This window comes from Teredinibacter waterburyi, from assembly GCF_001922985.1.
Taxonomy (GTDB): domain Bacteria; phylum Pseudomonadota; class Gammaproteobacteria; order Pseudomonadales; family Cellvibrionaceae; genus Teredinibacter; species Teredinibacter waterburyi.
On record NZ_MRUH01000165.1, the window covers coordinates 25,255 to 50,457 of the forward strand.

The 25,203-nt window shown below is 48.4% G+C and carries 22 protein-coding genes; 12 read left to right on the top strand and 10 right to left on the bottom strand.

Annotation, left to right across the window (positions count from 1 at the left end):
* Positions 1 to 32: 32 nt before the first annotated feature.
* Positions 33 to 263, bottom strand: a complete 231-nt coding sequence (locus tag IDZ20_RS12450) for a YgaP family membrane protein (protein WP_188151761.1) — start codon at positions 261 to 263, stop codon at positions 33 to 35.
* 465 nt (positions 264 to 728) lie between these two features.
* Between IDZ20_RS12450 and IDZ20_RS12455 the strand changes: the two genes are divergently transcribed.
* From IDZ20_RS12455 to IDZ20_RS12465, 3 genes are all read left to right on the top strand, one after another.
* Positions 729 to 1,538, top strand: a complete 810-nt coding sequence (locus IDZ20_RS12455; RefSeq protein ID WP_188151762.1) for a formate/nitrite transporter family protein — start codon at positions 729 to 731, stop codon at positions 1,536 to 1,538.
* A gap of 92 nt (positions 1,539 to 1,630) precedes the next feature.
* Positions 1,631 to 2,071 carry a cyanase gene (gene cynS / locus IDZ20_RS12460; protein WP_188151763.1) on the top strand — a complete coding sequence of 147 codons (441 nt, stop codon included), beginning with the start codon at positions 1,631 to 1,633 and terminating at the stop codon, positions 2,069 to 2,071.
* A gap of 70 nt (positions 2,072 to 2,141) precedes the next feature.
* Positions 2,142 to 3,875 carry a bifunctional protein-serine/threonine kinase/phosphatase gene (locus IDZ20_RS12465; RefSeq protein ID WP_188151764.1) on the top strand — a complete coding sequence of 578 codons (1,734 nt, stop codon included), beginning with the start codon at positions 2,142 to 2,144 and terminating at the stop codon, positions 3,873 to 3,875.
* Between the two features lie 29 nt (positions 3,876 to 3,904).
* Here IDZ20_RS12465 and IDZ20_RS12470 read toward each other — a convergent pair whose 3' ends face one another.
* The gene (locus IDZ20_RS12470; RefSeq protein ID WP_245792307.1) at positions 3,905 to 4,744 is read right to left on the bottom strand and encodes a lipoprotein intramolecular transacylase Lit; all 840 of its coding nucleotides are present in this window, start codon (positions 4,742 to 4,744) and stop codon (positions 3,905 to 3,907) included.
* Between the two features lie 525 nt (positions 4,745 to 5,269).
* Between IDZ20_RS12470 and IDZ20_RS12475 the strand changes: the two genes are divergently transcribed.
* From IDZ20_RS12475 to IDZ20_RS12485, 3 genes are all read left to right on the top strand, one after another.
* Positions 5,270 to 6,742: a NarK family nitrate/nitrite MFS transporter gene (locus IDZ20_RS12475; RefSeq protein WP_188151765.1), complete on the top strand. Its 1,473-nt coding sequence runs from the start codon at positions 5,270 to 5,272 to the stop codon at positions 6,740 to 6,742.
* Between the two features lie 160 nt (positions 6,743 to 6,902).
* Positions 6,903 to 8,639: a bifunctional protein-serine/threonine kinase/phosphatase gene (locus IDZ20_RS12480; protein WP_188151766.1), complete on the top strand. Its 1,737-nt coding sequence runs from the start codon at positions 6,903 to 6,905 to the stop codon at positions 8,637 to 8,639.
* A gap of 93 nt (positions 8,640 to 8,732) precedes the next feature.
* Entirely contained in the window at positions 8,733 to 9,551 is an 819-nt protein-coding gene (locus IDZ20_RS12485; RefSeq protein WP_223144964.1) for a peptidylprolyl isomerase, read from the top strand.
* Positions 9,552 to 9,685: 134 nt separating this feature from the next.
* On the opposite strand, the gene IDZ20_RS12490 is transcribed toward IDZ20_RS12485, so the two are convergent.
* On the bottom strand, positions 9,686 to 10,687 hold the full coding sequence (locus tag IDZ20_RS12490; protein WP_188151767.1) for a Gfo/Idh/MocA family protein: 1,002 nt from the start codon (positions 10,685 to 10,687) through the stop codon (positions 9,686 to 9,688).
* 187 nt (positions 10,688 to 10,874) lie between these two features.
* On the opposite strand from IDZ20_RS12490, the gene IDZ20_RS12495 reads away from it, so the two are divergent.
* The 4 genes from IDZ20_RS12495 (at position 10,875) to IDZ20_RS12510 (ending at position 13,950) form a co-directional block, all read left to right on the top strand.
* Entirely contained in the window at positions 10,875 to 11,183 is a 309-nt protein-coding gene (locus IDZ20_RS12495; RefSeq protein ID WP_188151768.1) for an ArsR/SmtB family transcription factor, read from the top strand.
* A 3-nt stretch (positions 11,184 to 11,186) separates the two neighbouring features.
* On the top strand, positions 11,187 to 11,723 hold the full coding sequence (locus IDZ20_RS12500) for a rhodanese-like domain-containing protein (RefSeq protein WP_188151769.1): 537 nt from the start codon (positions 11,187 to 11,189) through the stop codon (positions 11,721 to 11,723).
* A 143-nt stretch (positions 11,724 to 11,866) separates the two neighbouring features.
* The gene (locus IDZ20_RS12505) at positions 11,867 to 12,535 is read left to right on the top strand and encodes a response regulator transcription factor (protein WP_188151770.1); all 669 of its coding nucleotides are present in this window, start codon (positions 11,867 to 11,869) and stop codon (positions 12,533 to 12,535) included.
* Positions 12,535 to 13,950, top strand: coding sequence for a sensor histidine kinase (locus tag IDZ20_RS12510; protein ID WP_245792309.1), 1,416 nt, complete (start codon positions 12,535 to 12,537; stop codon positions 13,948 to 13,950). The genes IDZ20_RS12505 and IDZ20_RS12510 overlap by 1 nt, the downstream gene beginning before the upstream one ends.
* 125 nt (positions 13,951 to 14,075) lie before the next feature.
* On the opposite strand, the gene nirD is transcribed toward IDZ20_RS12510, so the two are convergent.
* From nirD to cobA, 3 genes are read right to left on the bottom strand one after another with little or no spacing between them, the layout of a single operon-like run.
* Positions 14,076 to 14,429, bottom strand: a complete 354-nt coding sequence (nirD, locus tag IDZ20_RS12515) for a nitrite reductase small subunit NirD (RefSeq protein ID WP_188151771.1) — start codon at positions 14,427 to 14,429, stop codon at positions 14,076 to 14,078.
* A gap of 12 nt (positions 14,430 to 14,441) precedes the next feature.
* Positions 14,442 to 16,988, bottom strand: a complete 2,547-nt coding sequence (gene nirB, locus IDZ20_RS12520) for a nitrite reductase large subunit NirB (RefSeq protein WP_188151772.1) — start codon at positions 16,986 to 16,988, stop codon at positions 14,442 to 14,444.
* A gap of 32 nt (positions 16,989 to 17,020) precedes the next feature.
* Entirely contained in the window at positions 17,021 to 17,821 is an 801-nt protein-coding gene (cobA, locus tag IDZ20_RS12525) for a uroporphyrinogen-III C-methyltransferase (protein ID WP_188151773.1), read from the bottom strand.
* 448 nt (positions 17,822 to 18,269) lie between these two features.
* Between cobA and IDZ20_RS12530 the strand changes: the two genes are divergently transcribed.
* On the top strand, positions 18,270 to 18,560 hold the full coding sequence (locus tag IDZ20_RS12530) for a DUF1244 domain-containing protein (RefSeq protein ID WP_188151774.1): 291 nt from the start codon (positions 18,270 to 18,272) through the stop codon (positions 18,558 to 18,560).
* A gap of 160 nt (positions 18,561 to 18,720) precedes the next feature.
* Here the strand turns inward: IDZ20_RS12530 and IDZ20_RS12535 are convergent, their stop codons facing one another.
* Entirely contained in the window at positions 18,721 to 19,116 is a 396-nt protein-coding gene (locus IDZ20_RS12535; RefSeq protein WP_188151775.1) for a globin, read from the bottom strand.
* Between the two features lie 287 nt (positions 19,117 to 19,403).
* Between IDZ20_RS12535 and ydiJ the strand changes: the two genes are divergently transcribed.
* Positions 19,404 to 22,511, top strand: coding sequence for a D-2-hydroxyglutarate dehydrogenase YdiJ (gene ydiJ / locus IDZ20_RS12540; RefSeq protein ID WP_188151937.1), 3,108 nt, complete (start codon positions 19,404 to 19,406; stop codon positions 22,509 to 22,511).
* Positions 22,512 to 22,522: 11 nt separating this feature from the next.
* Here ydiJ and purU read toward each other — a convergent pair whose 3' ends face one another.
* The 3 genes from purU to IDZ20_RS12555 all read right to left on the bottom strand — a co-directional run bounded on the left by purU (position 22,523) and on the right by IDZ20_RS12555 (position 25,178).
* Positions 22,523 to 23,389 carry a formyltetrahydrofolate deformylase gene (purU, locus tag IDZ20_RS12545; RefSeq protein ID WP_188151776.1) on the bottom strand — a complete coding sequence of 289 codons (867 nt, stop codon included), beginning with the start codon at positions 23,387 to 23,389 and terminating at the stop codon, positions 22,523 to 22,525.
* A 156-nt stretch (positions 23,390 to 23,545) separates the two neighbouring features.
* Entirely contained in the window at positions 23,546 to 24,367 is an 822-nt protein-coding gene (locus tag IDZ20_RS12550; RefSeq protein WP_188151777.1) for an SDR family oxidoreductase, read from the bottom strand.
* A gap of 46 nt (positions 24,368 to 24,413) precedes the next feature.
* Positions 24,414 to 25,178 carry an enoyl-CoA hydratase gene (locus tag IDZ20_RS12555; protein WP_188151778.1) on the bottom strand — a complete coding sequence of 255 codons (765 nt, stop codon included), beginning with the start codon at positions 25,176 to 25,178 and terminating at the stop codon, positions 24,414 to 24,416.
* Between the last annotated feature and the right edge of the window lie 25 nt (positions 25,179 to 25,203).

Here is a 25,203-nt window from a genome sequence, read left to right on the forward strand (position 1 = left end):
TAAAACAATTACATCTCAACAGCAAACCACAACTAGAGATCGGAACCACAGCGAAACGCCACGCCGGGCTTTACCCCTAACTTGCTAAGAATAGTCGCTAGTGGGCAAAAGCCGGTAAATGATGCCTGTAATAAATTCACCCCAACGAAGGTGGTAAACCACAGCCAGTAGGGGTGATGGAAATGCGCTAACGCCAAACTGGCTAACACAAAAATGCCCGCGAAACGGAACACCAACTTATCAACATTAACCGTACTCGACATAATCAAACTCCTATACACACCATTCAATATTTCAATTACCTAAGGTGTCGGCAATTGTTTCTGTATTCAAAAACGCAAAATTAAGGCTACACTAATTTAGTCATTGCTAATATATAGCGATACAGTCTCTCGCGCAAGTGTTTTGTTTCTTCACACAAAATCGTTCCACTACCCCAAAGCGAACCAAAACAGTGCGGCAACAGCAAGAACGAGCAGAGCTATAAAAAATGTACCAACCATATGCTCAATTCAAATGCGTTTTCGTCCCATTTAAGTGCGCAAGATGCTACGCGATACCATCAAAACCAACAAAAAATAGCCAAAATAATGAAGCAATTTCCTTAATATCAATGACTTACATTAAAAAATGAGGAGTGGCCTGCAAATTGCTCTTAGTCTCATGCAACGCTTAGACGCAGTAACGAACACTCACTGCATCCAACAACTCCAGCATGAGAACTCACTATGTCTTATTTGGTCCCTTCAGAATTTGTCACAAAGATGGTAGACGCAGGTGAATCAAAGATTTTTATGTCCACTCGTGACACCTTGATTCGCGCTTTTATGGCCGGCGCCATTCTGGCCTTGGCCGCCGTATTCGCCATTACAATCATCACCCAAACTGGGTCGCCGCTAATCGGCTCGATCTTATTCCCCGTCGGCTTCTGCATGCTCTACCTGCTAGGCTTCGACCTGCTTACGGGTGTGTTCGTACTCTGCCCCCTAGCCTTAATTGACAAACGCCCCGGCGTCACTATCGGCGGCGTTTTACGCAACTGGGGCCTCGTCTTTACCGGGAACTTCGCAGGCGCTCTGACCGTTGCATTTTTAATGGCATTTGTCTTTACCTATGGTTTCTCAACAGACCCAGGTGCAGTCGGTAAAAAAATCGCGGGTATTGGCGAGTCTCGAACTGTAGGTTACGCAGCCTATGGTGCAGCGGGCTGGTTTACAATTTTCATTCGCGGCATGTTATGCAACTGGATGGTATCTACCGGCGTTGTTGGCGCGATGATATCTACCACCGTTAGCGGCAAGGTAATCGCCATGTGGATGCCGATTATGCTGTTCTTCTTTATGACCTTCGAGCACTCCGTTGTAAATATGTTTTTATTCCCCTCAGGTATAATTATGGGCGGCAGCTTTTCGATTATGGATTACCTCTTATGGAACGAAATTCCAACTGTTTTGGGCAACCTTGTTGGCGGCTTAGCATTTACCGGGTTAACGCTCTACAGCACACATATTAAAACGGGTGCAAAGCGCGCTATCTAATGGTTAGCGGCAATCTAAAGCCTGTAGTTAAACATCCTCGGTCGCGATTGCACTGAGGATGTTTAAATCAACAAAGAATCATAGGAGGTTTTATGGATAAGCAAGCAATGACAGACCTTATTGTCAGCACTAAAGTCGCCAAAGGTCTAACCTGGGAAAAAATGGGCAGCGATTTGTCTATGTCGAGCGTCTGGCTAGCATCTGCCTGCCTCGGCATGAACAGCGCACCAAAAGAAAAAGCCACGGCAATCGCCAGTTACCTTGGCCTCGATGCCAAAGTCGCTATCGCACTCGAGGCTTACCCGACGAAAATTTGGCAGCAAGCCGTCCCTACCGATCCACTCATATATCGCTTTCACGAAATCACCGGTGTATATGGCGCAACCTTGAAAGAAATTATTCAAGAAAAGTTTGGTGACGGGATTATGAGCGCGATCGATTTTTCCTTAGAAGTCGACAAAATCGAAGACCCTAAAGGTGATCGGGTTGTGATTACCATGAATGGTAAGTTCCTACGCTACAATAGCTGGTAGTAGATCTATTACATGGCGTTTTTCGGAACGCCATATGTGCCCCCTCCACAAGCCAAGCAATAGCGAAACTATGTCAAATCATTTACGTGTTGCCGTTGGCCAGTATTCGGATAAAGGCCGCAAGGAACTCAATCAGGACTTCCACGGTGTCTACATCCCAAAAGAACCACAGCTAAGCTCGAAAGGTGTCGCCATTGCGCTAGCCGACGGCATTAGCAGTAGTCAGGTTAGCCAAATTGCCAGCGAAGCCGCCGTCAGTAGTTTTCTCGAGGACTATTTCTGTACATCGGAAGCTTGGTCAGTAAAAAAATCGGCGCAGCAAGTCCTTATGGCGACCAACTCGTGGCTGTATTCGCAAACGCAGCAAAGCCAGTATCGCTACGACAAAGATCGCGGCTATGTTTGCACCCTCAGCGCGATCATTATTAAATCCTCTACCGCACACCTTTTTCATTTGGGCGATGCTCGAATCTATCGGGTTCACCACGGCTCGATGGAACAACTTACCAAGGACCATCGCCTCTGGGTATCGCAGCAGCAAAGCTATCTCAGCCGTGCATTGGGAATGGATTCTCATATTGAAATTGACTACGCCCGACTCAGTGTAGAAACCGGTGATATTTTTTTTCTTGCCACCGACGGTGTCTACGAATACACCAATGCAGAAGACGTTAATACTGCGATCTTAGCCCATAGCGATAACCTAGATCTCGCAGCCAAAGTATTGGTTTGCAAAGCTTACGAGAAAGGCAGTACCGACAACCTTACCGCGCAGATTATTCGCATAGATCAATTACCACTATTAGATGCCGACACTGTTCAGCAAAAACTGACCGAGCTTCCCTTTCCGCCGTTACTCGAAGCCCGCGAGATTTTTGATGGCTATAAAATTATTCGCAAACTGCACGGCAGCAGCCGCAGCCATGTTTACTTGGCAGAAGATATTGAAACGGGAAATGCCGTAGTCTTAAAAACCCCATCAATTGATTTACGTGACCAACCGGCCTATTTAGAAAAGTTTCTAATGGAAGAATGGGTCGCCAAACGTATTAGCAGCCCCTACGTCGTTAAGCCCTGCCCTCAAACCCGAAAGCGCAACTTTATTTACATCGCGCTGGAGTTTATCGAAGGGCAGCCGCTCAGCCAATGGATGCTAGACAACCCCAAGCCTGATTTAGAGTCGGTAAGGGAGATTGTTGAACAGATAGCAAAAGGGTTGCGGGCGTTTCACCGATTGGAAATGCTCCATCAAGATTTGCGCCCCGCCAACGTGATTATCGATAAATCCGGAACCGTTAGAATTATTGATTTCGGTTCAACCAAAGTTGCAGGCATAGATGAAATTGCTTCACCAATTAACCATCAACATATTTTGGGAACAGCACAGTATACTGCCCCGGAATATTTTTTAGGTGAGAATGGCGACGCCCGATCCGACCTGTTTTCGCTGGCGGTTATGACCTACCAAATGCTTTCAGGCAAACTGCCATACGGTGCAGAAGTCGCAAAGTGCCGCAGTCGATCAGCACAGTTAAAATTAAAGTATCGAACGGTACTCAGCGACGAAGGTGAAATTCCTGCTTGGGTTGACTACACCCTACAGAAGGCTTTGCGGACAAACCCAGAAAAACGCTACCAAGAAATCAGCGAGTTCCTATACGACTTACGCAAACCTAGCCAAGAATTCCTAAACAAAACACGCCCCCCCTTAATAGAGCGCAATCCAGTCATCTTTTGGCAGGCCGTTTCATTTGCGCTTGCTGTCACAAGCCTAATATTAGCCGCCAAGAACTGGTCAACTTAATCACCATCACACCCGCGAGGGTGCATTCGTTAATACTTCCCTGCCAAATAATGCTTACCAAGCCAGTGTGCCATTAGCCACTGCAGACCAAAAAATACGATCAGCGTAACCAAAAGCAGTGCCAGAGCGATCCATGCAAATAGTGTTGGTGCCATCATTAAAGTCGACATTAAGGATTCTTGATAATAAAAAAACCACTGATGCCCAGCGGGGAAAACCCAAATATGCAATTGGTTAAAAACCCGCTCGGCGCCAACCACAAACAGCACTGTAAACGACAACGATAGCAGCGCTCCAACACCCACTAACTGATGCTTAAGTTTCGGTAACCGGTGTCGACGCAGATATATAGTCGACAGCCCACCCCACAACACAACGATTAGCAACGCCGGCCAAAACAAGGTTTGCAATAGTTTGGCAACATCTTCTAGGTGCTGAATTTCAGGGGCTCGCAATAGTTGTTGCTCGCCAAAGCTAGAGCTTGTTTGATAGCGAATGTCCGCCAAGCCATCGCCGCCTTTGTGTACGCTGAGGTTAATTGCGGCAAACAATTGAATTCGCTGCGCGCGCGTGGTATCGCTAAACCCTGACTTAAACTTATTTTTAACACCAAAACGATCAATGCCTTCACCTATGCCACCGTGGTCGAGCCAAACGCTGTAACCAAAATTAAGCGGCGCAAGCAGTGCCCAACTAAACACGAGCGCCGCAAGTAACGACAGAATACCGTAGCCACCGGCACCTACTCCAGCCACTACGCTCCCAGTCCCTACTCTCGCGGAACGACTGATATTAGCCTCTGCAACTTCGCGCGGTTTAACCGAGCTTGATCGTCTATCCCTGCGCGCTTGTCTATCTACATTGCTCACTCCGCCTCCTGGTTAATATGTTAATTTTTTCTACTAGATTCAGCTATGAACCGCTAGCAATCTAGAGCGAACTACCGACATTCAACGAATCACACTCACATTTCTTATTGATACCGAAACAGACCAAAGCTAACAAGATAGCTTACCTATAAATGAAGCGAGTATCGCGGAGATATGCACCAAAATAAGGAGTTCGACACCTCAATTCATTCGCTAGAGCGTTAAACCATATTTATAGATCCGATTCGTTCAGATACATATTGGTGCACAAAATCACTACATTTAATCAAAAATCAATCCATCACCGCCTTAACCCCGACAAGACTGCACCATGCATAACAACCGCGGTTCACCAATGGTGCACAGAAAAGACCGCAGCGAAGCGTCAAAATAGATATTTCCCTTTATTTTCAAACACTTAAAAACATAAAAATGAAGTGGCCCCATTATTGCTAATTCAATACCACGCTACATCGCTTGCACCATGCAAGCATCGAAACCGATCAAACCTAGCCGAGACCTGTTATGAGTAGTACGAACCTTAACCTGTTTAAATTTTCAGAACCGAGCATTCGCACCCTGCACCTAACTTGGGTTGCGTTCTTCCTTACCTTTGTTATGTGGTTCGCTCACGCACCGATGAAGCCATTAATTATGGCCGCTTTTGATATGTCGATCGCGCAGTGGAAAGCGCTCTTAATACTTAACGTGGCACTCACGATTCCGGCGCGAATTGTTATTGGCATATTGGTCGATAAATTTGGCCCGCGCATAGTATACAGCTCGCTACTGGTCATATCTGGCTTCCTTTGTGTCGCCTTTGCAATGGCACAAAGCTTTGAACAGTTAGCTATTTTGCGTTTCGCCATGGGCTTTGCTGGTGCGGGCTTTGTAATTGGTATTCGCATGGTCGGCGAGTGGTTCCCAGCCCGCCAAGTTGGCTTGGCAGAAGGTGTTTACGGTGGCTGGGGTAACTTCGGTTCCGCCGCTGCAGCGTTCAGTTTACCTACGGTAGCCTTGCTCTTTGGTGGCGATGACGGCTGGCGTTATGCCATCGGTGTTACCGGTATTATGGCTTCCGTTTACGGTGTTTTCTTTTACTGGCGCGCACGCAACACACCTAAAGGCTCAACTTACTTTAAGCCAAAAAAATCGGGCGGCTTAGAAGTTACTAGCAAGCGTGACTTCTATTTTTATTTGGCTATGAACGTTCCCATGTATTTAATTCTCGCCGTACTGGCGTGGAAGCTTTCGCCAGCGGGCGTTAGTCTGCTAAGCGCTACGGCAACCAACTCAATGTATGTTTTACTAGTAGCGCTTGCGATTTTCCAATTCTCGCAGATCTACAAAGTTAACAAGGAAATGTTGCAAAATGGTGCCGCGGAACACGACAAGTACGAATTCAAGCAAGTCGCTATTTTAGATTGGGCCTATTTTGTAACCTTCGGTTCCGAACTCGCCGTTGTATCCATGTTGCCAGCATTCTTTTTAGAAACCTTTACCAGCTTGTCGCTTGTTCAAGCCGGAGCCTTAGGTGCAGCGTTCGCCTTTATGAATCTTGTTGCTCGCCCTGGTGGCGGTTACATCAGCGATCGCGTTGGCCGCCGTAAGTCGCTATCTATTTTTATCGCCGGCCTTGCCGTGGGTTACTTTATCCTGTCTCAGGTTTCCAGCGGTTGGCCAATCGCGTTCGCGGTAATGGCTGTAATGTTTTGCTCCTTCTTTGTTCAAGCAGGTGAAGGTGCAGTATTCGCAATGGTGCCACTGGTCAAGCGTCGTATGACTGGGCAAATAGCAGGTATGGCCGGTGCTTACGGTAATGTTGGCGCGGTGAGTTTTCTAACGATTTATAGTTTTGTAAACGCCAGCACCTTCTTTATGATTATCGGCGCCTCTGCGGCCGTGGTTTTCGGCATTGTCCAGTTCTTAAAAGAACCACAAGGTCATATGACCGAAGTTTTGGATGATGGTACAGTGCAGCGAATTGAATTAACCTAAGTTCAGTTGCACTCGCATTGAAATAAAGCAGCTTAAGGCTGCTTTATTTTTATCTGGTAATTATTCGCCAACATCCGGTCTAAAAATGATTTTAGTCGCAAGGTAAACACTAACAAGCCAAACGCGATTAAATTGCTTAAAAGCTACCCGAGAGAGACCCATGGAACACCTACATTCGGCGCTCACCATTAGCCTTGCGCAGTTCAGCGACAAAGGCCGCAAACCTGAAAACCAAGATACCATCGGCGCGCGTATTCCCTCGCAAGACCAGCTAGCCACACTTGCAACTAAAGGCATAGCTATCGCAATTGCCGACGGGGTTAGCAGTAGCCTTTCGGCCCGCCAAGCGAGTCAGACCGCCATCAGCGGCTTTTTAACCGACTACTATGCCACGCCCGAAACCTGGCGAACACAGCAGTCGGCGATGCGAGTAATCCACTCCCTCAATAATTATTTATGGGGTCAGAGCCAAAACAGCGTACGCGGCGAAGGTCAGCTGACGACTTTTTCGAGTCTGATCTTAAAAGGCGACAAGTGTTTTATATTTCACGTTGGCGACACACGCGTCTACCGCTTACGCGATGACAACTTAGATTTAATTACCCGCGATCACTGTCAGCGTATCGATAAAGACACAACCTATTTAAGCCGCGCACTAGGCGCAGATCCCGCACTGGAAGTTGATATTCACACCGATGAAATTAAAGCCGGTGACCTTTTTATTCTTACCTCCGATGGTGTCCATGATGCTATCCCTCAACAGCAGTTCAAACAGCTCGTACTCGAGTACCAAACCAATCTTGACGCACTTGTGGAGATGGCCGCAGAGCAATCGTTAGCACACAACTCACAAGACAATATTAGTATTCAAGCTGTTCGCGTGGAGACAACCGGCACATCCTCCCAAGACGACACCGTAACCGTCCTCTCGAAACTACCCTTCCCGCCGTTGCTGGAACCCGGCATGAGTATTGATGGTTTGCGCGTCGAAAAAATCATTCACGAATCAGAACGCAGCCAAGTGTATTTGGTCAAAACCGCAGATGGAACACCGTTGGTAATGAAGACTCCCTCGGTGAATTATGAAGACGACCCTGCCTATATCGAGCGTTTTGTACAAGAGTCTTGGATCGGCTCACGCATTACCAATATGCACGTTGCACGCGTGGTGCCGCCGCCGAGCAGCCGCAATACGCTCTACTATCTAACCGAATATATTCCGGGGCCAACCCTAGAAAAATTAATCCAAGAGCGAGCGCCGCTCGACATCAGCGATGCTATTGACCTATTAGAACAAACGCTCAAAGGCATTCGTGCTTTTCACCGCAAAGATACCCTCCACCAAGATCTCAAACCAGGCAATATCGTCGTCGGGGCTCAGGGCGCAACGATTATCGATTTCGGCAGTTGCTGGGTTGCAGGTGTACAGGAGGTTGGTTCGGTTATACCCCGCGAGGAGGCACTCGGCACACTTGACTATTCTGCTCCCGAATACCGCTGTGGCGGAACCATAGGACAAAGATCCGATCAGTTTTCACTGGCCGTGGTGCTCTACGAAATGCTCACCAAGAAACGTCCGTTTGGTGAGTCCTACAGCGCTGCTAGCTCGCTCAAAAGTTTTCAGTCTCTGCGTTACATGCCTGCGCGCAAACACAATCCAATGGTACCGGTTTGGCTCGACCGGGCGATTGAAAAAGCCTTAAGCATAGACCCAGCAGACCGCTATAACGCCATGTCCGAATGGCTGACCGACCTGAAACGCCCCAACCCTCAATGGCTATCTCCGCAGGAAATGCCGCTGTTAAAACGCAATCCAATCAGAGTCTGGCAGGCGCTTGCGGCACTGGGGTGGCTGCTACTGGCTGTCGAATTACTGATCGAGATACCCACAAAGTAGAATACCCTCGGCTACATTTTTGCTACACATAAAATCTAAATTTAGGGTAAGGTTGGCCCCACAACCCACCTAACCAATGAACAGTACTCCACCATGACTATCGCAAACACATCTCTAAAAATGGCGGCTAACCGCAAGCTGCAAGCCATCTTAAGCCTGTCAATTCTCGCCCTGTCACTTGTCGCAAGCCAAGTGCAGGCAACCATCGTTCAATTTCAAACCTCCAAAGGTAGCTTTGAAGTTAACCTTTATGACGAAGGTACACCGATTACAGTCGCCAACTTTCTCTACTATGTAAACGCTGGCCTCTACGCAGATACCATCGTACATCGACAAGTACCGAGCTTTGTCGTGCAAGGCGGTGGCTTTACGATTACCGACATCGAGACCGGTATTACAGCTATCGAAACTAAAGCTGCCATCAAAAACGAAGCTGTGTACTCAAACGTTACTGGTACAATTAGTATGGCCAAATCTAGCGGCAATATTAATAGTGCAACCAGCCAATGGTTTATTAACCTAAAGAATAATTCTGGCTCATTAGACGGCACCGAAGGTGGTTATACCGTATTTGGTGAGGTCATCGGCGACGGCATGACCGTGGTTAACGCGATTGCGGCTGAAGAAAGATTTAATCTCGGCGTCAGCCCCTTCACCGAAGTGCCATTGCAAGACTTCAGTAATGCCGATGCCGCAAATGATGTAGAAATCACCTTGGATAATTTTATCTACGTGAATGCAGTTGTAGTTCTCGATGCAACCACCGATACGCTCAACGATATCGTTCCCGTCCCCAACACCGCCGACAACTCAACTGACAGCGATAGCGGTGGCTCTTCCAGTGGCGGCGCTTTCTATTGGTTGTTATTGCTACTTTTACCACTACGTTTAATGAAGCGTTCGGCTCGATAAAACAATCACGCCAGCCCTTCAGACATAAAAAAGCCCTGTTAGCATCAAACGATTTAGACTGAATCGCTCGATGCTAACAGGGCTTTACCCGTGAACTTAACCGCGTAAAAAATTTAAATCTAAAAGCTTACGAGCTAAGCCTTGGGGTTCACCCAACTTCCAGTTTCTGCACTGGTAAACAATCCCTCAATAACCTTCATATTTGCCAGTGCATCGGATAAGGGTGTAGGTACAGGTTTATTGGTCGCAATCGCTCGCGCCAAGGCATCAACTTGAAGTGTGTAGTGATTGGTAGGCTCAAACTCAATCACCTCTTCTTCGCGATCATGATAAAACCGTAAGGTCGCGCCGCAGTCATCCGGTTGATAAAAAGGATATTCAATAAGTAAACCGCCGTGCTCGCCCGATACATAAACACGCTGTACCGGCTCGCTCTGAGTGGAGCAATAAATACTCGCCTGAGCATCACCGAAATCGAGCAACCCATGGGCGTGCTTGTCGACTTGAAAATCTTCATCAATGGCCAGCTTACCGACAACATTATTCGGCTCGCGGTCAAATAGATAGCGACACGCCGAAATACAGTAACAACCAATATCCAACAAACCGCCGCCACCTATACCTGGCATGTTGCGAACATTTTTTGGGTCGCGATTAAAATAGGTGAACACCGCTTCAATACTATTTATATGGCCGATTTTGCCATCTTCTAACATTTTTTTAGCGGTCGCCCATTGCGGATGAAAGCGATACATAAAGGCTTCCATTACCCGCAAGTGCGGGTACTTCTTCGCCGCAGCGATTAATTTTTCCGTATCCGCCACATCCAAACCGATAGGTTTTTCGCATAACACATGTTTACCCGCTTCGAGTGCGTGAATGGTCCATGGCACATGCAGGTGGTTGGGTAGTGGGTTGTAAACAATATCTATATCTGGGTCTGCCAGAAGTTGGTGATAATCGCCGTAGCTACGCGCAATGTTATTCGCACTGGCAAATGCCGCCGCCTGACTCGCATCTCTCGAGCTTACCGCTACCACTTCGCAATGCTCCGACTGCTGAATCGCCGGAATAAGTTTCTCGCGAGCGATCTTAGCCGTGCTAATAATTCCCCAACGTAATTTTTTTGTTTGCATAGGTTTTGCCTGTATAGCCCGTTCGCCAAATTTTATTGATGTAAGGCCATTATAGCGATCGCCCTTCAATTTTGGGCGAAATACCGAGAACCTACATCAAGCCATCGGGATATTCTGCTCTCTATGGTTGCCTATTTAGGGGTTGCTAATATAAGCTTGGCGCCTGACTGTTTATCAGGAGAGCCAAATGGCGACAACAATTGACCAGATCGCAGAGCACGCGGAAGATGCCGCCGGCCTGCTTAAGGAACTAGGCAACGAAAGTCGCTTGATGATTTGCTGCCTGCTGGGCGACAGCGAACTCTCGGTGGGAGAGCTAAACCAACGCCTTCCGCTAAGCCAGTCGGCATTGTCTCAACACCTAGCTCGCCTCCGCGATGCCGGGTTAGTGCGCACTCGCAAGCAAAGTCAAACCGTGTTTTATAGCCTAGTTGGCGAGAACGCGGTAAAAATTATTACCACCCTAAAAAGCATTTACTGCCCCAACGAGGAATAATCCATGTCCGTTCGTCATATGAGCGCCGCCGACTTTGTTGGCTTAACCCATTCAGCCTCAGAGCCCGCTGCGATCTTAGACATACGCACGCCAGGCGAAGTCACTCGCGAGCATATTCCCGACTGTATATTTCTCCCTTTACAAAAATTAACCCGCGATAGCCTTAACACAGCCCTTGAAGGCCACCAACAGAAAAATACCGTGTATTTGTTATGTCAAAGCGGCATGCGAGCGGAAGCCGCCGTGCGTCAATTGGGCAGTGTCGAAGGGGTTGAGCTGGTAATCCTACAAGGTGGTCTGAACGCCATTAAACAGTGCGGAGGTAAAACCGTTCGCGGCGAAGGAAAAGCGATTTCTCTCGAACGCCAAGTTCGTATAGCGGCGGGGCTTATGGTTCTAACCGGCGTTATCCTCGGCCTTAACCTTCACATTGGTTTCCTCGCGCTGTCTGGATTTGTCGGTGCTGGACTAATATTCGCCGGTATCACCGACCGCTGTGGTCTGGCGTTTTTACTCGCACGCATGCCGTGGAACCACTAACACGCTCAACAAATAAACAAGGCGTACAAACCTCAGTCAAAAGCAGGTAAAAACCCTACTTTCCCCTGAGATATACTGTGCACTTGGCTCAAGAAAGCGACGAGCCGTATAAACACTAAAGGAACACCAAAGGAGAGTGTCGAATGCTAATTTTGCTGGTAGAGGACAACCGCGATCTCGCGGCCAGTGTTTTGGACTACCTAGAACTGCAAGAATTCGACTGCGACTATGCAGAGCGCGGCGATCACGCGCTCCAACTGAGCAAGGAAAACACCTACGACGCAATGATTCTGGACATTATGATGCCGGGCATGGATGGCTTGTCGCTTTGTAAAACCTTGCGCGAACACGGTAATAATGCCCCGGTGATCATGCTAACTGCACGCGACACCCTCGATGACAAGCTCTCCGGCTTCGAAGCCGGCGCTGACGACTATTTGGTAAAACCGTTTGACCTGCCCGAACTAGCCGCGCGCTTACGCGCCATAACCAAACGCAAAATCACCAGCAGCTCCAAGCTACAAGTCGCCGATTTGGAAGTTAACCTCGATGACCACATAGTCACCCGCGCGGGAACAACCATCGATCTTTCACCCGCATGCTGGAAATTACTGGTTGCCTTAATTCAAGCCAGCCCAAAGGTGATGTCGCGATTCGAGCTGGAAAGCGTTCTCTGGAAAGACAGCCCACCCGATTCTGAGGCATTAAAATCGCACATGTATACACTGCGTAAACTGGTCGACAAACCCTTTGACCGCGCGCTTATCCATACCTTGCGCGGCGTCGGCATAGCGCTACGTGACGATAGCTAATGAATAAAGCCAATCTAGACGCTAGCCATTCAACCGAATACCAGAGTTCACCGGAAGGCCAACCCAGCGCAGAATGCACTAGCAGTAAATGTGATTCGATCACCATGAAGCCCGACTGTAACAAGTCGCTGCGCGCCCGTATTGGCAAAATTGTCGTTATTTTTTCTATTGTTCTGGTGTCGTTTTACACCACGATGCTGGCCACCATCTACGAATGGGGCTTAACCGACGCAACCCACGGCGTAGTTTGGCAAGAAGCGGAGATGTTTAAAAGCGCCTACCAGCTTGATAAAACCACCCCGCTACCTCACACCCAAACCCTGCAAGGCTATATTGGCGAGCAAAACCTACCCAACTCAATTATCGGCCTATTTCCACCTGAGCGCTGGGAAGCTTGGCCACACCACGAAGAGGGATTACTTTATCGGTTCCGTAAAAATGAAGGTTCTGAATCTCACTATCACCTACTAATTTCGCAGCTCCCCGATCAAGCAGAACGTTTATTTATTTTCTACGAGATCACCGTTACCGATGAGATCGCCAGTAAAATATGGCGAAAATTTAAAATTTTAGCGATCGTCGGCGGCCTTCTCGTTATTACCATGCTAGTTATTTTCAGGGCGACTATTCATCGCTCTATCACTCCCATTGGCAGTCTTTATAACTGGATTAACCAACTCGACCAAAGCAGCTCGCCTCCCAAGCTACCCGATGATATTCGCCCAGATGAAATTGGCGAGCTGGCCTACAGTCTTTACGACGCACTCGAACGTATTCACTCTCACAACGAACGCGAACGCCAGTTCTTGCGTAACGCTAGCCACGAATTACGCACGCCCATCGCCATTATTCGCAACGCCATGGATGTTTTGGAACACAAGCGCAAGGTTGGCAACGACGATATAGACGCAGTGCTACGTCGTATTCGTCGCGCTGGCGATACCATGAAATCGGTAACTGAAGCCATTCTTTGGTTGGCAATTGAAAACTATACCCCGCCGGTGAAGAAGCAAGTCAATATCAAAGATATGATCATTAGTATTATTGAGGAAAACAAAAACCTCAACAGCGGCTTGCCAATTTCGTTAAACGTGAATTTAGATGCAATTACCGATCAGGAAATTGAGGGGACACTACTTTATATTGCGCTAGACAATGTCATTCGCAACGCCTTCCAACATTGCTGTGATGGCGAAATATCTATCAGCGCGCGCGACAGCCACAGTGTCGAAATCATCAACACCAACCACAACTACAGCTACGCCAACCCAAAACAACAAGATGTTGCCGAAGCATTAACATCGGGAAGTTTTGGCCTAGGGCTAACCTTGGTTCAAAAAATATCCGAAAAACAAGGTTGGACATTCAGCTTTATTATCGATGAGCATCAAGCTAAGGCCAGCCTCGATTTTTAGGTATAAAAAAGGGCGACCGAAGTCGCCCAACTGGTGCAAAAGAAGCTCTACTACGCTAATTCATTTAGCTCGATTTCTATTTAAACTTTCCAAGCTTTCAATCTTGTAGCCTACTTAGCGGCAATTTAAGCCGCTATAGCTTCGGCAATGGCGAGTTCAATTTTCCCGTTGCTCTCACGTATCGGGTAGGTTTTGATTGAGACCGTTTCGTCTTCAAGACAACTGCCATCTTCAAGAACAAAATGTTGCTTATAAATTGGCGAGGCAACCACAACCTTGCCTTTCAAATCGCCAACAATACCGCGTGCAAGTACCGCCATTTTTGTAAAGGGGTCGATCGCGCTCACCGCATAAAGCTGACCTTTAATACGGAAGATCGCCACCTGCTCACCATTTAGGAGGGCGCGAACCCCGACCATTGACGGCACGTCGGCTGATTCACACACTGACGCCCAACTGTAATCATTTGTATTGCTCATAATTCGTCTCCGTTACGCCATTTCTGATTCTGTGGATTCAACAAAGCGCACTAACTCTTCGTCCGTTGCTGGACGTATTTGCGAACGCTCTTCAACAAAAACAACCGTGTTATCTTTTTCATCGCTGTTAACAAAGGTACGGAAGCGCTTTAGTTTCTCAGGGTCTTCAATTGTGGTTTTCCATTCACACTGATAAGTTCCAACCACCTGAGCCATTTCGGATTCTAATTCAGCACAAACATTTAATTTATCGTCGATCACCACCTGCTTGAGGTAATCCAAACCACCGTCGAGGTTATCCATCCATACCGAGGTGCGCTGTAAACGATCGCCAGTCCGCACGTAAAACATTAAGAAACGGTCGATATAAGTAATTAACGTTTCGTCATCCAAGCCCGTTGCAAATAAATCGGCGTGGCGCGGCTTCATACCACCATTACCACACAGGTATAGGCTCCAACCATGTTCGGTGGCTATCACGCCAACATCTTTACTTTGCGCTTCGGCACACTCGCGAGTACAACCCGAAACACCGAATTTAATTTTGTGCGGTGCGCGCAAACCCTTGTAGCGATCTTCAAGTCGAATTGCCATGCCCACACTATCGAGCACACCATATCGACACCACGTGCTACCAACACAAGATTTAACCGTACGGAGAGACTTGCCGTATGCATGGCCAGTCTCAAATCCCGCATCGATTAATTCTTTCCATATTAACGGCAGCTCGTGCTGCTGCGCACCGAACAGGTCAATACGCTGGCCACCGGTAATTTTGGTGTAGAGGTTGTAGGTTTTTGCCACCTGACCCAATGCAATTAATTTGTCTGGCGTAATTTCACCGCCGGCAACGCGCGGCACTACCGAGTAGGTGCCATTCTTTTGCATGTTCGCCATAAAGTGATCGTTGGTATCCTGCAGTCCCGCATGCTCATCTTTAAGAACATAATCATTCCAACAGCTTGCCAGTATCGATGCTGCGGCTGGTTTACAAATATCACAGCCCAAACCTTTACCGTGTTTTTCAATAAGATCGTCAAACGACTTAATTTTTTCTACCCGAACAATGTGATAAAGCTCCTGACGCGTGTGCGCAAAGTGTTCACACAAGTCGGTGTTCACTTCCACACCTAACTTGGTCAGTTCGCTATTCATCACTTGGGTAGCTAAAGCGACACAACCACCACAACCGGTACCCGCTTTAGTCGCCGATTTAATATCGCCAATCGTCATTGCGCCATCTTGTACTGCGCAACAAATTTGGCCTTTGCTAACATCGTGACAGCTACAAATACTCGCGGCATCTGGCAACGCATCAACACCCATTACGGCTCCGCCACCACCATCAACAGACGGCAAAATAAGTGCTTCGGGGGATTCGGGTAAATCCATACCCAGCACACACATCTGCTGAAGTGTGCCATACGCTTCTACGTCACCAACCAATACCGCACCCAACAGTTTTGTACGGTCTTCAGAAACAATAATGCGCTTGTAGACATCGGCAACGCCGTCTTGATAGACATAACTCAAACAGCCAGGCGTACGACCTTGTGCATCGCCAATACTGGCAACATCGACACCGAGTAGCTTAAGCTTGGTGCTCATATCAGCACCGGTAAACTCTTCGCTGCCACCGCTAATATGCGAAGCGGCTACTTTAGCCATGGTGTAACCCGGCGCAACCAGACCAAAAATACGGCCATTCCAGAGTGCGCACTCGCCTACCGCGTAAATATCTTTGACGGAGGTTTCACAAAAATTATTAACGACAATTCCGCCGCGCTCGCCGATTTCAATATTAAATTGACGTGCAAGTTCGTCTTGCGGGCGAATACCAGCCGAGAACAAAATCATATCGGTTTCAAGGAATGAACCGTCGGCAAAATTCATACGATAGCGACACTCTTCGCCATCAATAATTTCTTTAGTATTTTTCTCTGTGTGAATCTGTACACCCAGGCTCGATATTTTCTTACGAAGCAGATCACCGCCGCCTTCGTCTAGCTGTACAGCCATAAGACGGGGTGCAAACTCAACGACATGTACCTGTAACCCTAAATTTTGTAATGCGTTGGCCGCTTCCAAACCGAGCAAACCACCACCGACAACCACGCCTACCTTGCTCTGCTTTGCAGATGCGGTGATGTCTTCGAGATCTTCAATAGTGCGATACACCAAACAGTGTGGTTGATCCTTACCGGGAATTGGCGGAACAAACGGGAATGACCCAGTAGCCAACACTAATTTATCGTAGGCTTCTTCACGGCCACTGGCGGTAACCACTTTGTTTTCGTCACTTTTAATCTCAACGACTTTATCGTTCAGCACATAGGAAACGCCGCTTTCCTGATAGTAACCTTCAGAGGTCAGCATTAAATCGTCGGCTGTTGCACCAGCAAAATAGCTACTCAGTTGAACGCGATCGTATGCTAAACGTGGCTCTTCAGAAAATGTAATAACGTCATATTGATCCGCAGCTTCGTGCTGAATCATATTGTCGATAAACTTGTGACCTACCATGCCGTTGCCAACAACGACGATTTTTTGCTTGCTCATAAATACATCCTCAGACTGGATAACAGGCGCGCTTAGGCACAACTCTGTACTAGGTGATCGACACGGATTTGAGTATTCAATTGGGCGGCTAACTGCACCACTTCACCAACCACGATAAGGGCTGGTGACTGAACTTGTTGTTGGGTAATCAACTGGGTCAGCTCTGAAATAGTGCCGGTAATATCCCGCTGATTTGGTCTGCAACCATTTTCGATAATGGCAATAGGAGTTGAGGCATCCATACCTTCTGCAAGCAATTGCTGCTGTATCACACCGGCTTGATTAACGCCCATGTAAAACACTAGGGTGTGATCAATATGAGCCAATGCCGACCAATTTAAATCCAGCGTTTTTTCTGCATGGGCGGTAACAAATGTACAGCCCTGCGACATTCCGCGATGGGTAAGCGGAATACCGGCCGCCGTTGTACAGCCAGAGGCAGCTGTTATTCCCGGCACGACTTCCGCATCTACGCCAGCTTTTAATAGGGTTAGTAGCTCTTCGCCACCGCGTCCAAACACGAACGGATCACCGCCCTTAATTCGCACCACGTTTTTGCCTTGGCGCGCTTTTTTAACCAATAGCTGGTTCAGATCGGCCTGTGCAATACTATGATTTGAACGCTGTTTACCAACATAGAAAGCCGGTACGCTGTTTGGGAAAAGCGCACGAATTTCTTCGCTGACAAGATTATCAAATAGAATGAGGTCGGCATTCTGCAGACAACGCAAAGCTTTTAGCGTTAACAAATCAGGATCGCCGGGACCAGCACCCACCAGCCAAACTTTGCCGGTTAGCGCTGCCGTTGTTTTTGCGTTTTTTTGTATAGGCATTTTTACGCTCTGTAATAAATTGGATTGCACCAGATAACAACAAACTCGGAGGAAGGAAAATTTGCTGTTAAATCAGATAGAGCAAAACCAATGCCACACTAATAAAAACACAGGTAACTTTTCTGACAATTACTTTTTATTGTTATTTATCATAGACTTAAAAACACTTCACATAATTTAATCGACACCATTTTTGACCCTAGCGCACTGAACAAAACACTCTTTGCGCACAGATATAAAGCACAGGCGCACCACAAAACCACAGATGTAATAAATTAAGCTACAAAAAATCCAGTGGCTAATCTTTTTCAACCTCAAGAACGCACCAATTGCGACCACAAAGAATAGGCTCCTTTGTTTAAAAGCTAGCCACCATTGCCCACTGAGATATCCCACTATTTCAGGTATAGTTTGCGCTTTTCAACCGCGAAGCCAACCGGAGAGCGATATGACACCAACTGAGCAAACAGAAATCGAAGCGGCAGTATTCCGTAAACTTCTCGCTCACCTAGATGCGCACAAAGAAGTACAAAACATTGACCTGATGAATCTCGCGGGGTTTTGTCGTAACTGCCTTGCAAAATGGTATTCGGCCGAAGCCACGACCCGAGGGGTAGAACAGGATTACGACACGGCGCGCGAGCGAATCTATGGAATGCCTTACGAGGAATGGAAACAACGTTTTCAACAACCGGCCAGCAGCGAACAATTAGCCCAAATGGCGAACAAGAAGCCGTAGCGGAAGCACATTGGTGGGTACGACGGGCAAAGAGTATTGGCGAGCTACATTGGCAGCCTCAATTCGAAAGTATCATTCGAAAGCGTCGCGGAGAGGTTCATGGCTAGTTCCGCAGTTCTTGCTCCCTAACGATTAGCCGAACAAACAGAGGCGTGGCTTATTACTGATAACCCTTCATAAAGCTCACGCCCGGCTCAAGCACCATCCGCCACGCCAATGCGTATTCGTCATTAAAATGCGGATCTAGCTGCCGCAGGCTTTCGATAAGCGCGTCTAGCCAAAGGGTAAATAAGTCGGCGGGTACTCCCAGTTTGCTGTGATAGCGCGCCAGTTCGATCAAGTCTTCAGAGGCAACACGCGTGCTGGAATAGTCCATTAGAATCAATAGTGAATCCTCCAGCATCTCGTAGCGCTTTGTTTCCGAGGTTTGTGCAAACATCTTACTTACCACTGGTGACTTACTTTCAAAACAACGATAGAAAGCCGAGAAAAAGTGCTGATAATTGTCGGTTATGTTGCGTTCGAAACTGTCGTTAAACAATCCAACATCATTCATTTTCTCTTCCACTCTCCCTTAAACACCAGCTAAAATCCCCATCCTCGCTATATAAGCTATACGAGAAGGGTCAAATACCCTGCGCGACACCTGCCACCAGATATGACTGCAACAATAGTAACTGTAGTACAAAGCCTATTATCTAGTTGCTACGTACGCATATTTAGTTGCTAATTGACAGCTAGTCGCCGTACCGATATACCGCTATGGTTATCAACTACACAGCTAAACCCCTGTTGGGCCTCACCGATAACCCAGCCGCCAATGCCGTAACGAGCCATTTTCATATGATTCCAAAGCTGAAACTCCTTGCCGATCAAGCGCAAACGTACCTCGACTTTCTATCCGACTTAGAGCAACGAGGCTTCAATGGCGATATTCATGCTGACCAGAGTAGTCGTATCGCACTGGCAACCGACAACTCTATTTATCAGGTAATGCCCGAAGCCGTGGTGTGCCCTCGTAACCGCGACGACCTTGTCACCTTAACGCAGCTCGCGGCCGAGGCGCAGTATCAAGCGATTGTGCTCACTCCTCGCGGTGGCGGCACAGGAACCAACGGCCAATCCTTAACCGATGGCATAGTGGTTGACCTTTCCCGTCACATGAACAACATCATCGAAGTTAACGCCGAACAAGGCTGGGTGATCGTTGAAACCGGCGTCGTTAAAGATCAGCTGAATGCCGCCCTAAAGCCACACGGGCTGTTTTTTGCGCCAGACCTCTCCACCAGTAATCGCGCAACTATCGGCGGAATGATTAATACCGACGCCTCGGGACAAGGGTCTTGCCTGTACGGTAAAACCCGAGATCACGTACTCGAGCTGGAAACAGTCCTAATCGACGGCAGCATTATCGATACCCACGCCATCAGCGATGAGCAGCTCGGTGCTATAACACAGGGGGATGATCGCTGTAGTCGTATTTATCAGTTAGTCGACAGTATTCAACGCGAACACCAGCCTTTAATAGACGAAATTTTTCCACCGCTGAATCGCTGCCTTACCGGCTACGATCTCGCCCATATTCGCGACCAGCAAAACTGCATCAATCTGAACAATATACTCTGTGGCAGCGAAGGCACTTTAGGGTTTATCAGTCGTGCCAAATTAAACGTACTGCCCATTCCGAAATACTCGGCACTGGTATTGGTAAAGTATGCCGACTTTAACAGCTCGCTGCGCGATGCAACCGAACTGATGAAGTCTGGGCCGGCCTCAATCGAAACCGTCGATTCAAAAGTGCTCAACCTCGCCATGGAAGATTTTATTTGGCAGCAGGTAGAAGAGTTCTTCGAAGGCGACGACACTAAAGATATTAAAGGTATTAATCTGGTCGAATTTACCGGCAACGATGAAGCCGAGCTAAATAACCAAATAGAGCAACTCACCAGCCTGCTAGCGTCTTCCGTAGCCCATCAGGGTAATACTCCAGACTTTGAAACCGACACCTTTACACCAAGTGGCCGCATCGGTTATTCCGTCGCTTGGGGAGACAGCGCCGTAAAAAGTATTTGGGCTATGCGCAAACGCGCGGTTGGTTTACTTGGCAACGCACGCGGTGAAGCTCGCCCAATCCCGTTTGTGGAAGACACCGCCGTACCACCGGAAAACCTCGCCGATTTCATTTTAGAATTTCGCGAAATTTTAGATGGCTACCGTCTCGACTACGGTATGTTTGGTCATGTCGACGCCGGTGTGCTGCACGTAAGGCCCGCACTCGACATGAAAGACCCAGAGCAAGAAGATATGGCGTGGGAGATTTCAGACCGTGTGGCGGACCTGTGCCATGAATACGGCGGCCTTCTTTGGGGCGAACACGGTAAAGGTGTGCGCTCGTCTTATTCGCCACAGTTTTTTGGCGAACTATACCCACAATTGCAACGCATCAAAGCCGCCTTCGACCCCCACAACCAATTGAACCCGGGGAAAATCGCCACGCCTGACGACGGCGAGCAGCTATTAAAAATTGACGAGGTGCCCACGCGCGGCCAACAGGATCGCGAAATAAAAGTTGAAACTTGGCAAGCCTTCCCCGAAGCGGTGTACTGCAATGGCAACGGCGCCTGCTACAACTACAACCCTAACGAGGCTATGTGCCCAAGCTGGAAAGGCACACGTGATCGTATCCATTCACCTAAAGGCCGCGCCTCACTGTTTCGCACTTGGCTTAAATTACTGTCAGACCACAATGTTCATGCCGAGCAGGAACTGCAAAAAACCAGTGCCTTTAAACGCCTATTCAACTGGCCGCGCCGCGTCGTTAACAGCCTTACTCAAAACCGCGAAGCCGATTTTTCCCATCAGGTCTACGACGCTATGGCAACCTGTTTGGCCTGTAAGGCCTGCGCCAGTCAATGCCCGATAAAAGTCGATGTGCCCGAGTTTCGCAGTAAATTTATTTCTCTTTATCACACCCGCTACACTCGGCCACTAAAAGATTACTTGGTTGGCTCGCTCGAATACTTATTACCTTGGTGCGCAAAAGTACCGTTGGTTTACAACCTTGTGATGGATGCCTCGCCGGTAAAATGGATACTGCGTAAAGGCGTTGGCTTTGTCGATGGGCCACTGCTATCCCGCGGCGGATTGAATAAGCAAATGGCACCGGTGGCCAGTGTGAAAATGTTAAATAAGCTGAGCGAAGCCGACAAGCAGCGAACGGTAATCATCGTGCAGGATGCTTTTACCCGCTACTTCGAAACTCCACTTATCGACGATATTTTTACGCTGTTGCGAGAACTGGGCTTCAACCCTCTGCTCGCACCATTTAAAGCAAACGGTAAGCCGTTACATGTTCACGGGTTTTTAAGTAGCTTTACCAGGGCCGCGCGTAACAATGCAAAAATGCTCAATCGCTTTAGCGACGCCGGTGTCGCGCTGATTGGCGTCGACCCGTCGATGACCTACACCTACCGTGCAGAGTATAAAAAAGTACTAGAAAGCGAAGAGGGGTTATATCGCGCGCCGCAGGTAAAATTGATGCAGGAGTGGCTGGCGGAACAAACCGATGCTCTGCAACAGTTACAACAGCGCAATGTTGAAAAGGGTAAAAAATATACCTTAATGCCCCACTGTATCGAACAGACTCACGCGGCTCGAGAGCGCGATTTATGGCGCACCATCTTCGTTGCGTCAGGCTTTGAACTGGATATTTTGTCTTTGGGGTGCTGTGGTATGTCGGGCACCTACGGCCACGAAGCGCGCAATTTGGAAACCTCGAAAAAAATCTATCAGTTGAGTTGGGCCAAGCCCGTCGCCAATATTCATGCATCACAGTTGGTCGCAACAGGCTATTCCTGTCGCAGCCAAATTAAACGTGAAGACGGCAAAGTGGTGAAGCACCCTCTGCAGGTGCTGTTAATGGCGATTAACGAATCAGATCAGTCGGAATAGTCGCTAATTTATTAACGACTAAAAACAACGGTCTTCTGACCGTTGCGCAGCACACGCTGCTCAACATGCCAACGCACCGCGCGCTGTAGTACTACGGCTTCTATGTCGCGACCAATCTCTACCAGCTCTTCCGGTGAGTTCGCGTGGGTTACCCGCTCGACGGACTGCTCGATGATCGGCCCTTCATCCAAGTCGGCCGTTACGTAATGGGCGGTGGCACCAATTAACTTTACGCCGCGGTCATAGGCTTGGTGGTAAGGCTTAGCGCCTTTAAAGCCGGGCAAAAACGAGTGATGAATGTTAATCGCCCTACCGGCGAGTTTGGTACACAAGTCTTCCGATAGAATTTGCATGTAGCGAGCCAACACCAGCAACTCGGCATTGCCCTGCTCCATCACATCGAGAATTTGTTTTTCTTGCTGCGCTTTAGTCGCGGGGGTAACGGGCAAGTAGTGGTAATCCACACCGTACCATTCGCATAGGCCGCGCATATCTTCATGGTTGGAGATAACACCGACAATATCGACGGGCAGATAACCACGCTTCCACGAATTCAATAAAGTATTAAGGCAGTGCCCCCACTGTGATACAGCGATAACAATTTTTTGTTTCTCGCGGCCATCGGTAAGCTGCCAATCCATTTGATAACGTTCGGCAATAGAGCGAAATGCGGAGATCACACCCTCAATATTCTTCGGCCCCTCAACTGACTCCAACACGGTGCGCATAAAAAATCGGCGCATGGTGGAATCCTCAAATTGCGAAGACTCGCGAATATTAAAACCTTGCAGTGAAAATAGGCTGGCGACGTCGGCCACAATGCCGGGACGGTCGCTACAACTAAATTTAAGAATCAGCTCTTCTACCTGTGCCGACATTGAAATCCCCAACTTAAAAAAGCAAACGTAAGCAATAAATTAAAAAATTCTAACGGGCAGCAGGTTCGACAATTGTTCTTGTTTGAATTTAGCCGATAACCGCGTAACGCTAGCTCCCTAAAGCGCGGCGAATCATAACAACACCGATAGAGAATGTCATTTAGACGACGACTCGGGCATCAGTGCTGCCGCCATCATACCGCTTAACCCAGACGCGCCCCCCAAGGACCAGCCGCCATCGGCCGGTATTACTGCTCCAGTTACGTAACTCGCCAGACTCGATGCTAAAAAGAGTACCAGATGGCCGACATCTTCCGGCGTACCTAAGCGCTTTAGCGGTACTGACAGCCTTGCCATCTCTAGCATTTTAGGGTTCGGGGCTAACCTAGCCATGCCCTCAGTGCCCGCAATCGGGCCGGGGACAACACTATTCACCCGAATGCCGTCAGGCCCCCACTCCATCGCCAAGCTGCGAGTAAGCATATCGACCCCCGCTTTCGCGGCACAAACGTGGGACTGACCAATCATTGGCAAAAACGCCTGTGGTGCCGAAATATTAATCACACTTCCACCGGGTTTGCGTAAATGTGGGTACGCCGCCTGCAACACATGGAAACTACCTAACAGGTCAATATCCACCACCGACTTAAAGCCATTTGCCGACATGCCAGTCGCCAAGGCGGGGAAATTCCCGGCGGCACCACTGACCAATACATCTAAGCAACCGAATTCCGCTACCACCAGCTCTATACCCGCAACGATTGCCGCCTGATCCCGCACATCGGCAACAAAACCCAGCGCTTCTGCACCCAGCTGCTGCAATGATGCAACCGTATCATCCACCTTGTCCTGGCTACGGCTGGCAACGGCAACCCTAGCGCCCTGTTTGGCAAAACACTCAGCAATACCGCGGTTAATACCGCTGGTACCACCAACAACCAATACGGTTTTACCGGCTAAATCGAAAGTAATAGTCATCTTTTATCCTTATATAAACACCCGCGGTGGGAATGGAATGGCGACACTAATCAAACTGTGAATAATCCGGCGAGCGCTTGGCGAAGAATGCGCTAACGGCCTCTTTAAATTCAGGCCCCGCTAGCCCCTTGGCAAACTGTTGTAACTCGGCTTCCATCGCTTCGTCTACCGGCGACGCAATTCCCGCCTTTAACAACTTTTTCGCTTGGCGTACGGCTTCAGGTGGTTGCAGTGCCAGCTTGAGACATTGTTCTAGCGCCTTCTGTTCTGGCTTATCGACGATACTATTAATAAGCCCCCCCCTGAGTGCCTCTTCAGCATCGAAGGCTTCTCCTAACAATAGCCATTCCGCAGCACGCGCGTAACCCGCCAAACGAGGTAAAAGATAGGAGGAGGCATACTCGGGACACAAACCCAAATTGACAAACGGCATGGAAAAACGCGCATTTGCAGCGGCATAGACAAGGTCGCAATGCAGTAAAAGCGTTGTACCAATACCCACAGCAACGCCTTCAACCGCTACCACCACTGGCTTGGGGCAACTGGCTAGCGCCCGCATAAACCGCAAAGTGGGCATATTCGCGTCAAACGCCTCCAGAGCGCTAAAATCGGCCAGATCATTACCGGCAGTAAAACAGCCATCACTTCCCAATAAGCAAACCACTCTGACACTGGCATCACTACTAGCTTGCTCAATAGCATCGGCCAACCGGCTGTACATCGCCATATTCAATGCGTTTTTGCGCTCGGGACGACAAATTCGCAGGTACATCACGGCATCCTGAATGCTGATTTGAATAGGCTCTTGCATCTGACATCTCCAGCTTATGTTGGTC

Bases quoted from the DNA above. Each gene is read 5' to 3' on its own strand.
- IDZ20_RS12475 (WP_188151765.1), top strand. From the start codon at position 5,270: ATGAGTAGTACGAACCTTAACCTGTTTAAATTTTCAGAACCGAGCATT.
- IDZ20_RS12455 (WP_188151762.1), top strand. From the start codon at position 729: ATGTCTTATTTGGTCCCTTCAGAATTTGTCACAAAGATGGTAGACGCA.
- IDZ20_RS12535 (WP_188151775.1), bottom strand. From the start codon at position 19,116: ATGAATGATGTTGGATTGTTTAACGACAGTTTCGAACGCAACATAACC.
- purU (WP_188151776.1), bottom strand. From the start codon at position 23,389: ATGTCGGCACAGGTAGAAGAGCTGATTCTTAAATTTAGTTGTAGCGAC.
- cynS (WP_188151763.1), top strand. From the start codon at position 1,631: ATGGATAAGCAAGCAATGACAGACCTTATTGTCAGCACTAAAGTCGCC.
- IDZ20_RS12465 (WP_188151764.1), top strand. From the start codon at position 2,142: ATGTCAAATCATTTACGTGTTGCCGTTGGCCAGTATTCGGATAAAGGC.
- IDZ20_RS12495 (WP_188151768.1), top strand. From the start codon at position 10,875: ATGGCGACAACAATTGACCAGATCGCAGAGCACGCGGAAGATGCCGCC.
- IDZ20_RS12485 (WP_223144964.1), top strand. From the start codon at position 8,733: ATGACTATCGCAAACACATCTCTAAAAATGGCGGCTAACCGCAAGCTG.
- nirB (WP_188151772.1), bottom strand. From the start codon at position 16,988: ATGAGCAAGCAAAAAATCGTCGTTGTTGGCAACGGCATGGTAGGTCAC.
- IDZ20_RS12555 (WP_188151778.1), bottom strand. From the start codon at position 25,178: ATGCAAGAGCCTATTCAAATCAGCATTCAGGATGCCGTGATGTACCTG.
- IDZ20_RS12480 (WP_188151766.1), top strand. From the start codon at position 6,903: ATGGAACACCTACATTCGGCGCTCACCATTAGCCTTGCGCAGTTCAGC.
- IDZ20_RS12510 (WP_245792309.1), top strand. From the start codon at position 12,535: ATGAATAAAGCCAATCTAGACGCTAGCCATTCAACCGAATACCAGAGT.
- cobA (WP_188151773.1), bottom strand. From the start codon at position 17,821: ATGCCTATACAAAAAAACGCAAAAACAACGGCAGCGCTAACCGGCAAA.
- ydiJ (WP_188151937.1), top strand. From the start codon at position 19,404: ATGATTCCAAAGCTGAAACTCCTTGCCGATCAAGCGCAAACGTACCTC.
- nirD (WP_188151771.1), bottom strand. From the start codon at position 14,429: ATGAGCAATACAAATGATTACAGTTGGGCGTCAGTGTGTGAATCAGCC.
- IDZ20_RS12450 (WP_188151761.1), bottom strand. From the start codon at position 263: ATGTCGAGTACGGTTAATGTTGATAAGTTGGTGTTCCGTTTCGCGGGC.
- IDZ20_RS12490 (WP_188151767.1), bottom strand. From the start codon at position 10,687: ATGCAAACAAAAAAATTACGTTGGGGAATTATTAGCACGGCTAAGATC.
- IDZ20_RS12500 (WP_188151769.1), top strand. From the start codon at position 11,187: ATGTCCGTTCGTCATATGAGCGCCGCCGACTTTGTTGGCTTAACCCAT.
- IDZ20_RS12530 (WP_188151774.1), top strand. From the start codon at position 18,270: ATGACACCAACTGAGCAAACAGAAATCGAAGCGGCAGTATTCCGTAAA.
- IDZ20_RS12550 (WP_188151777.1), bottom strand. From the start codon at position 24,367: ATGACTATTACTTTCGATTTAGCCGGTAAAACCGTATTGGTTGTTGGT.
- IDZ20_RS12505 (WP_188151770.1), top strand. From the start codon at position 11,867: ATGCTAATTTTGCTGGTAGAGGACAACCGCGATCTCGCGGCCAGTGTT.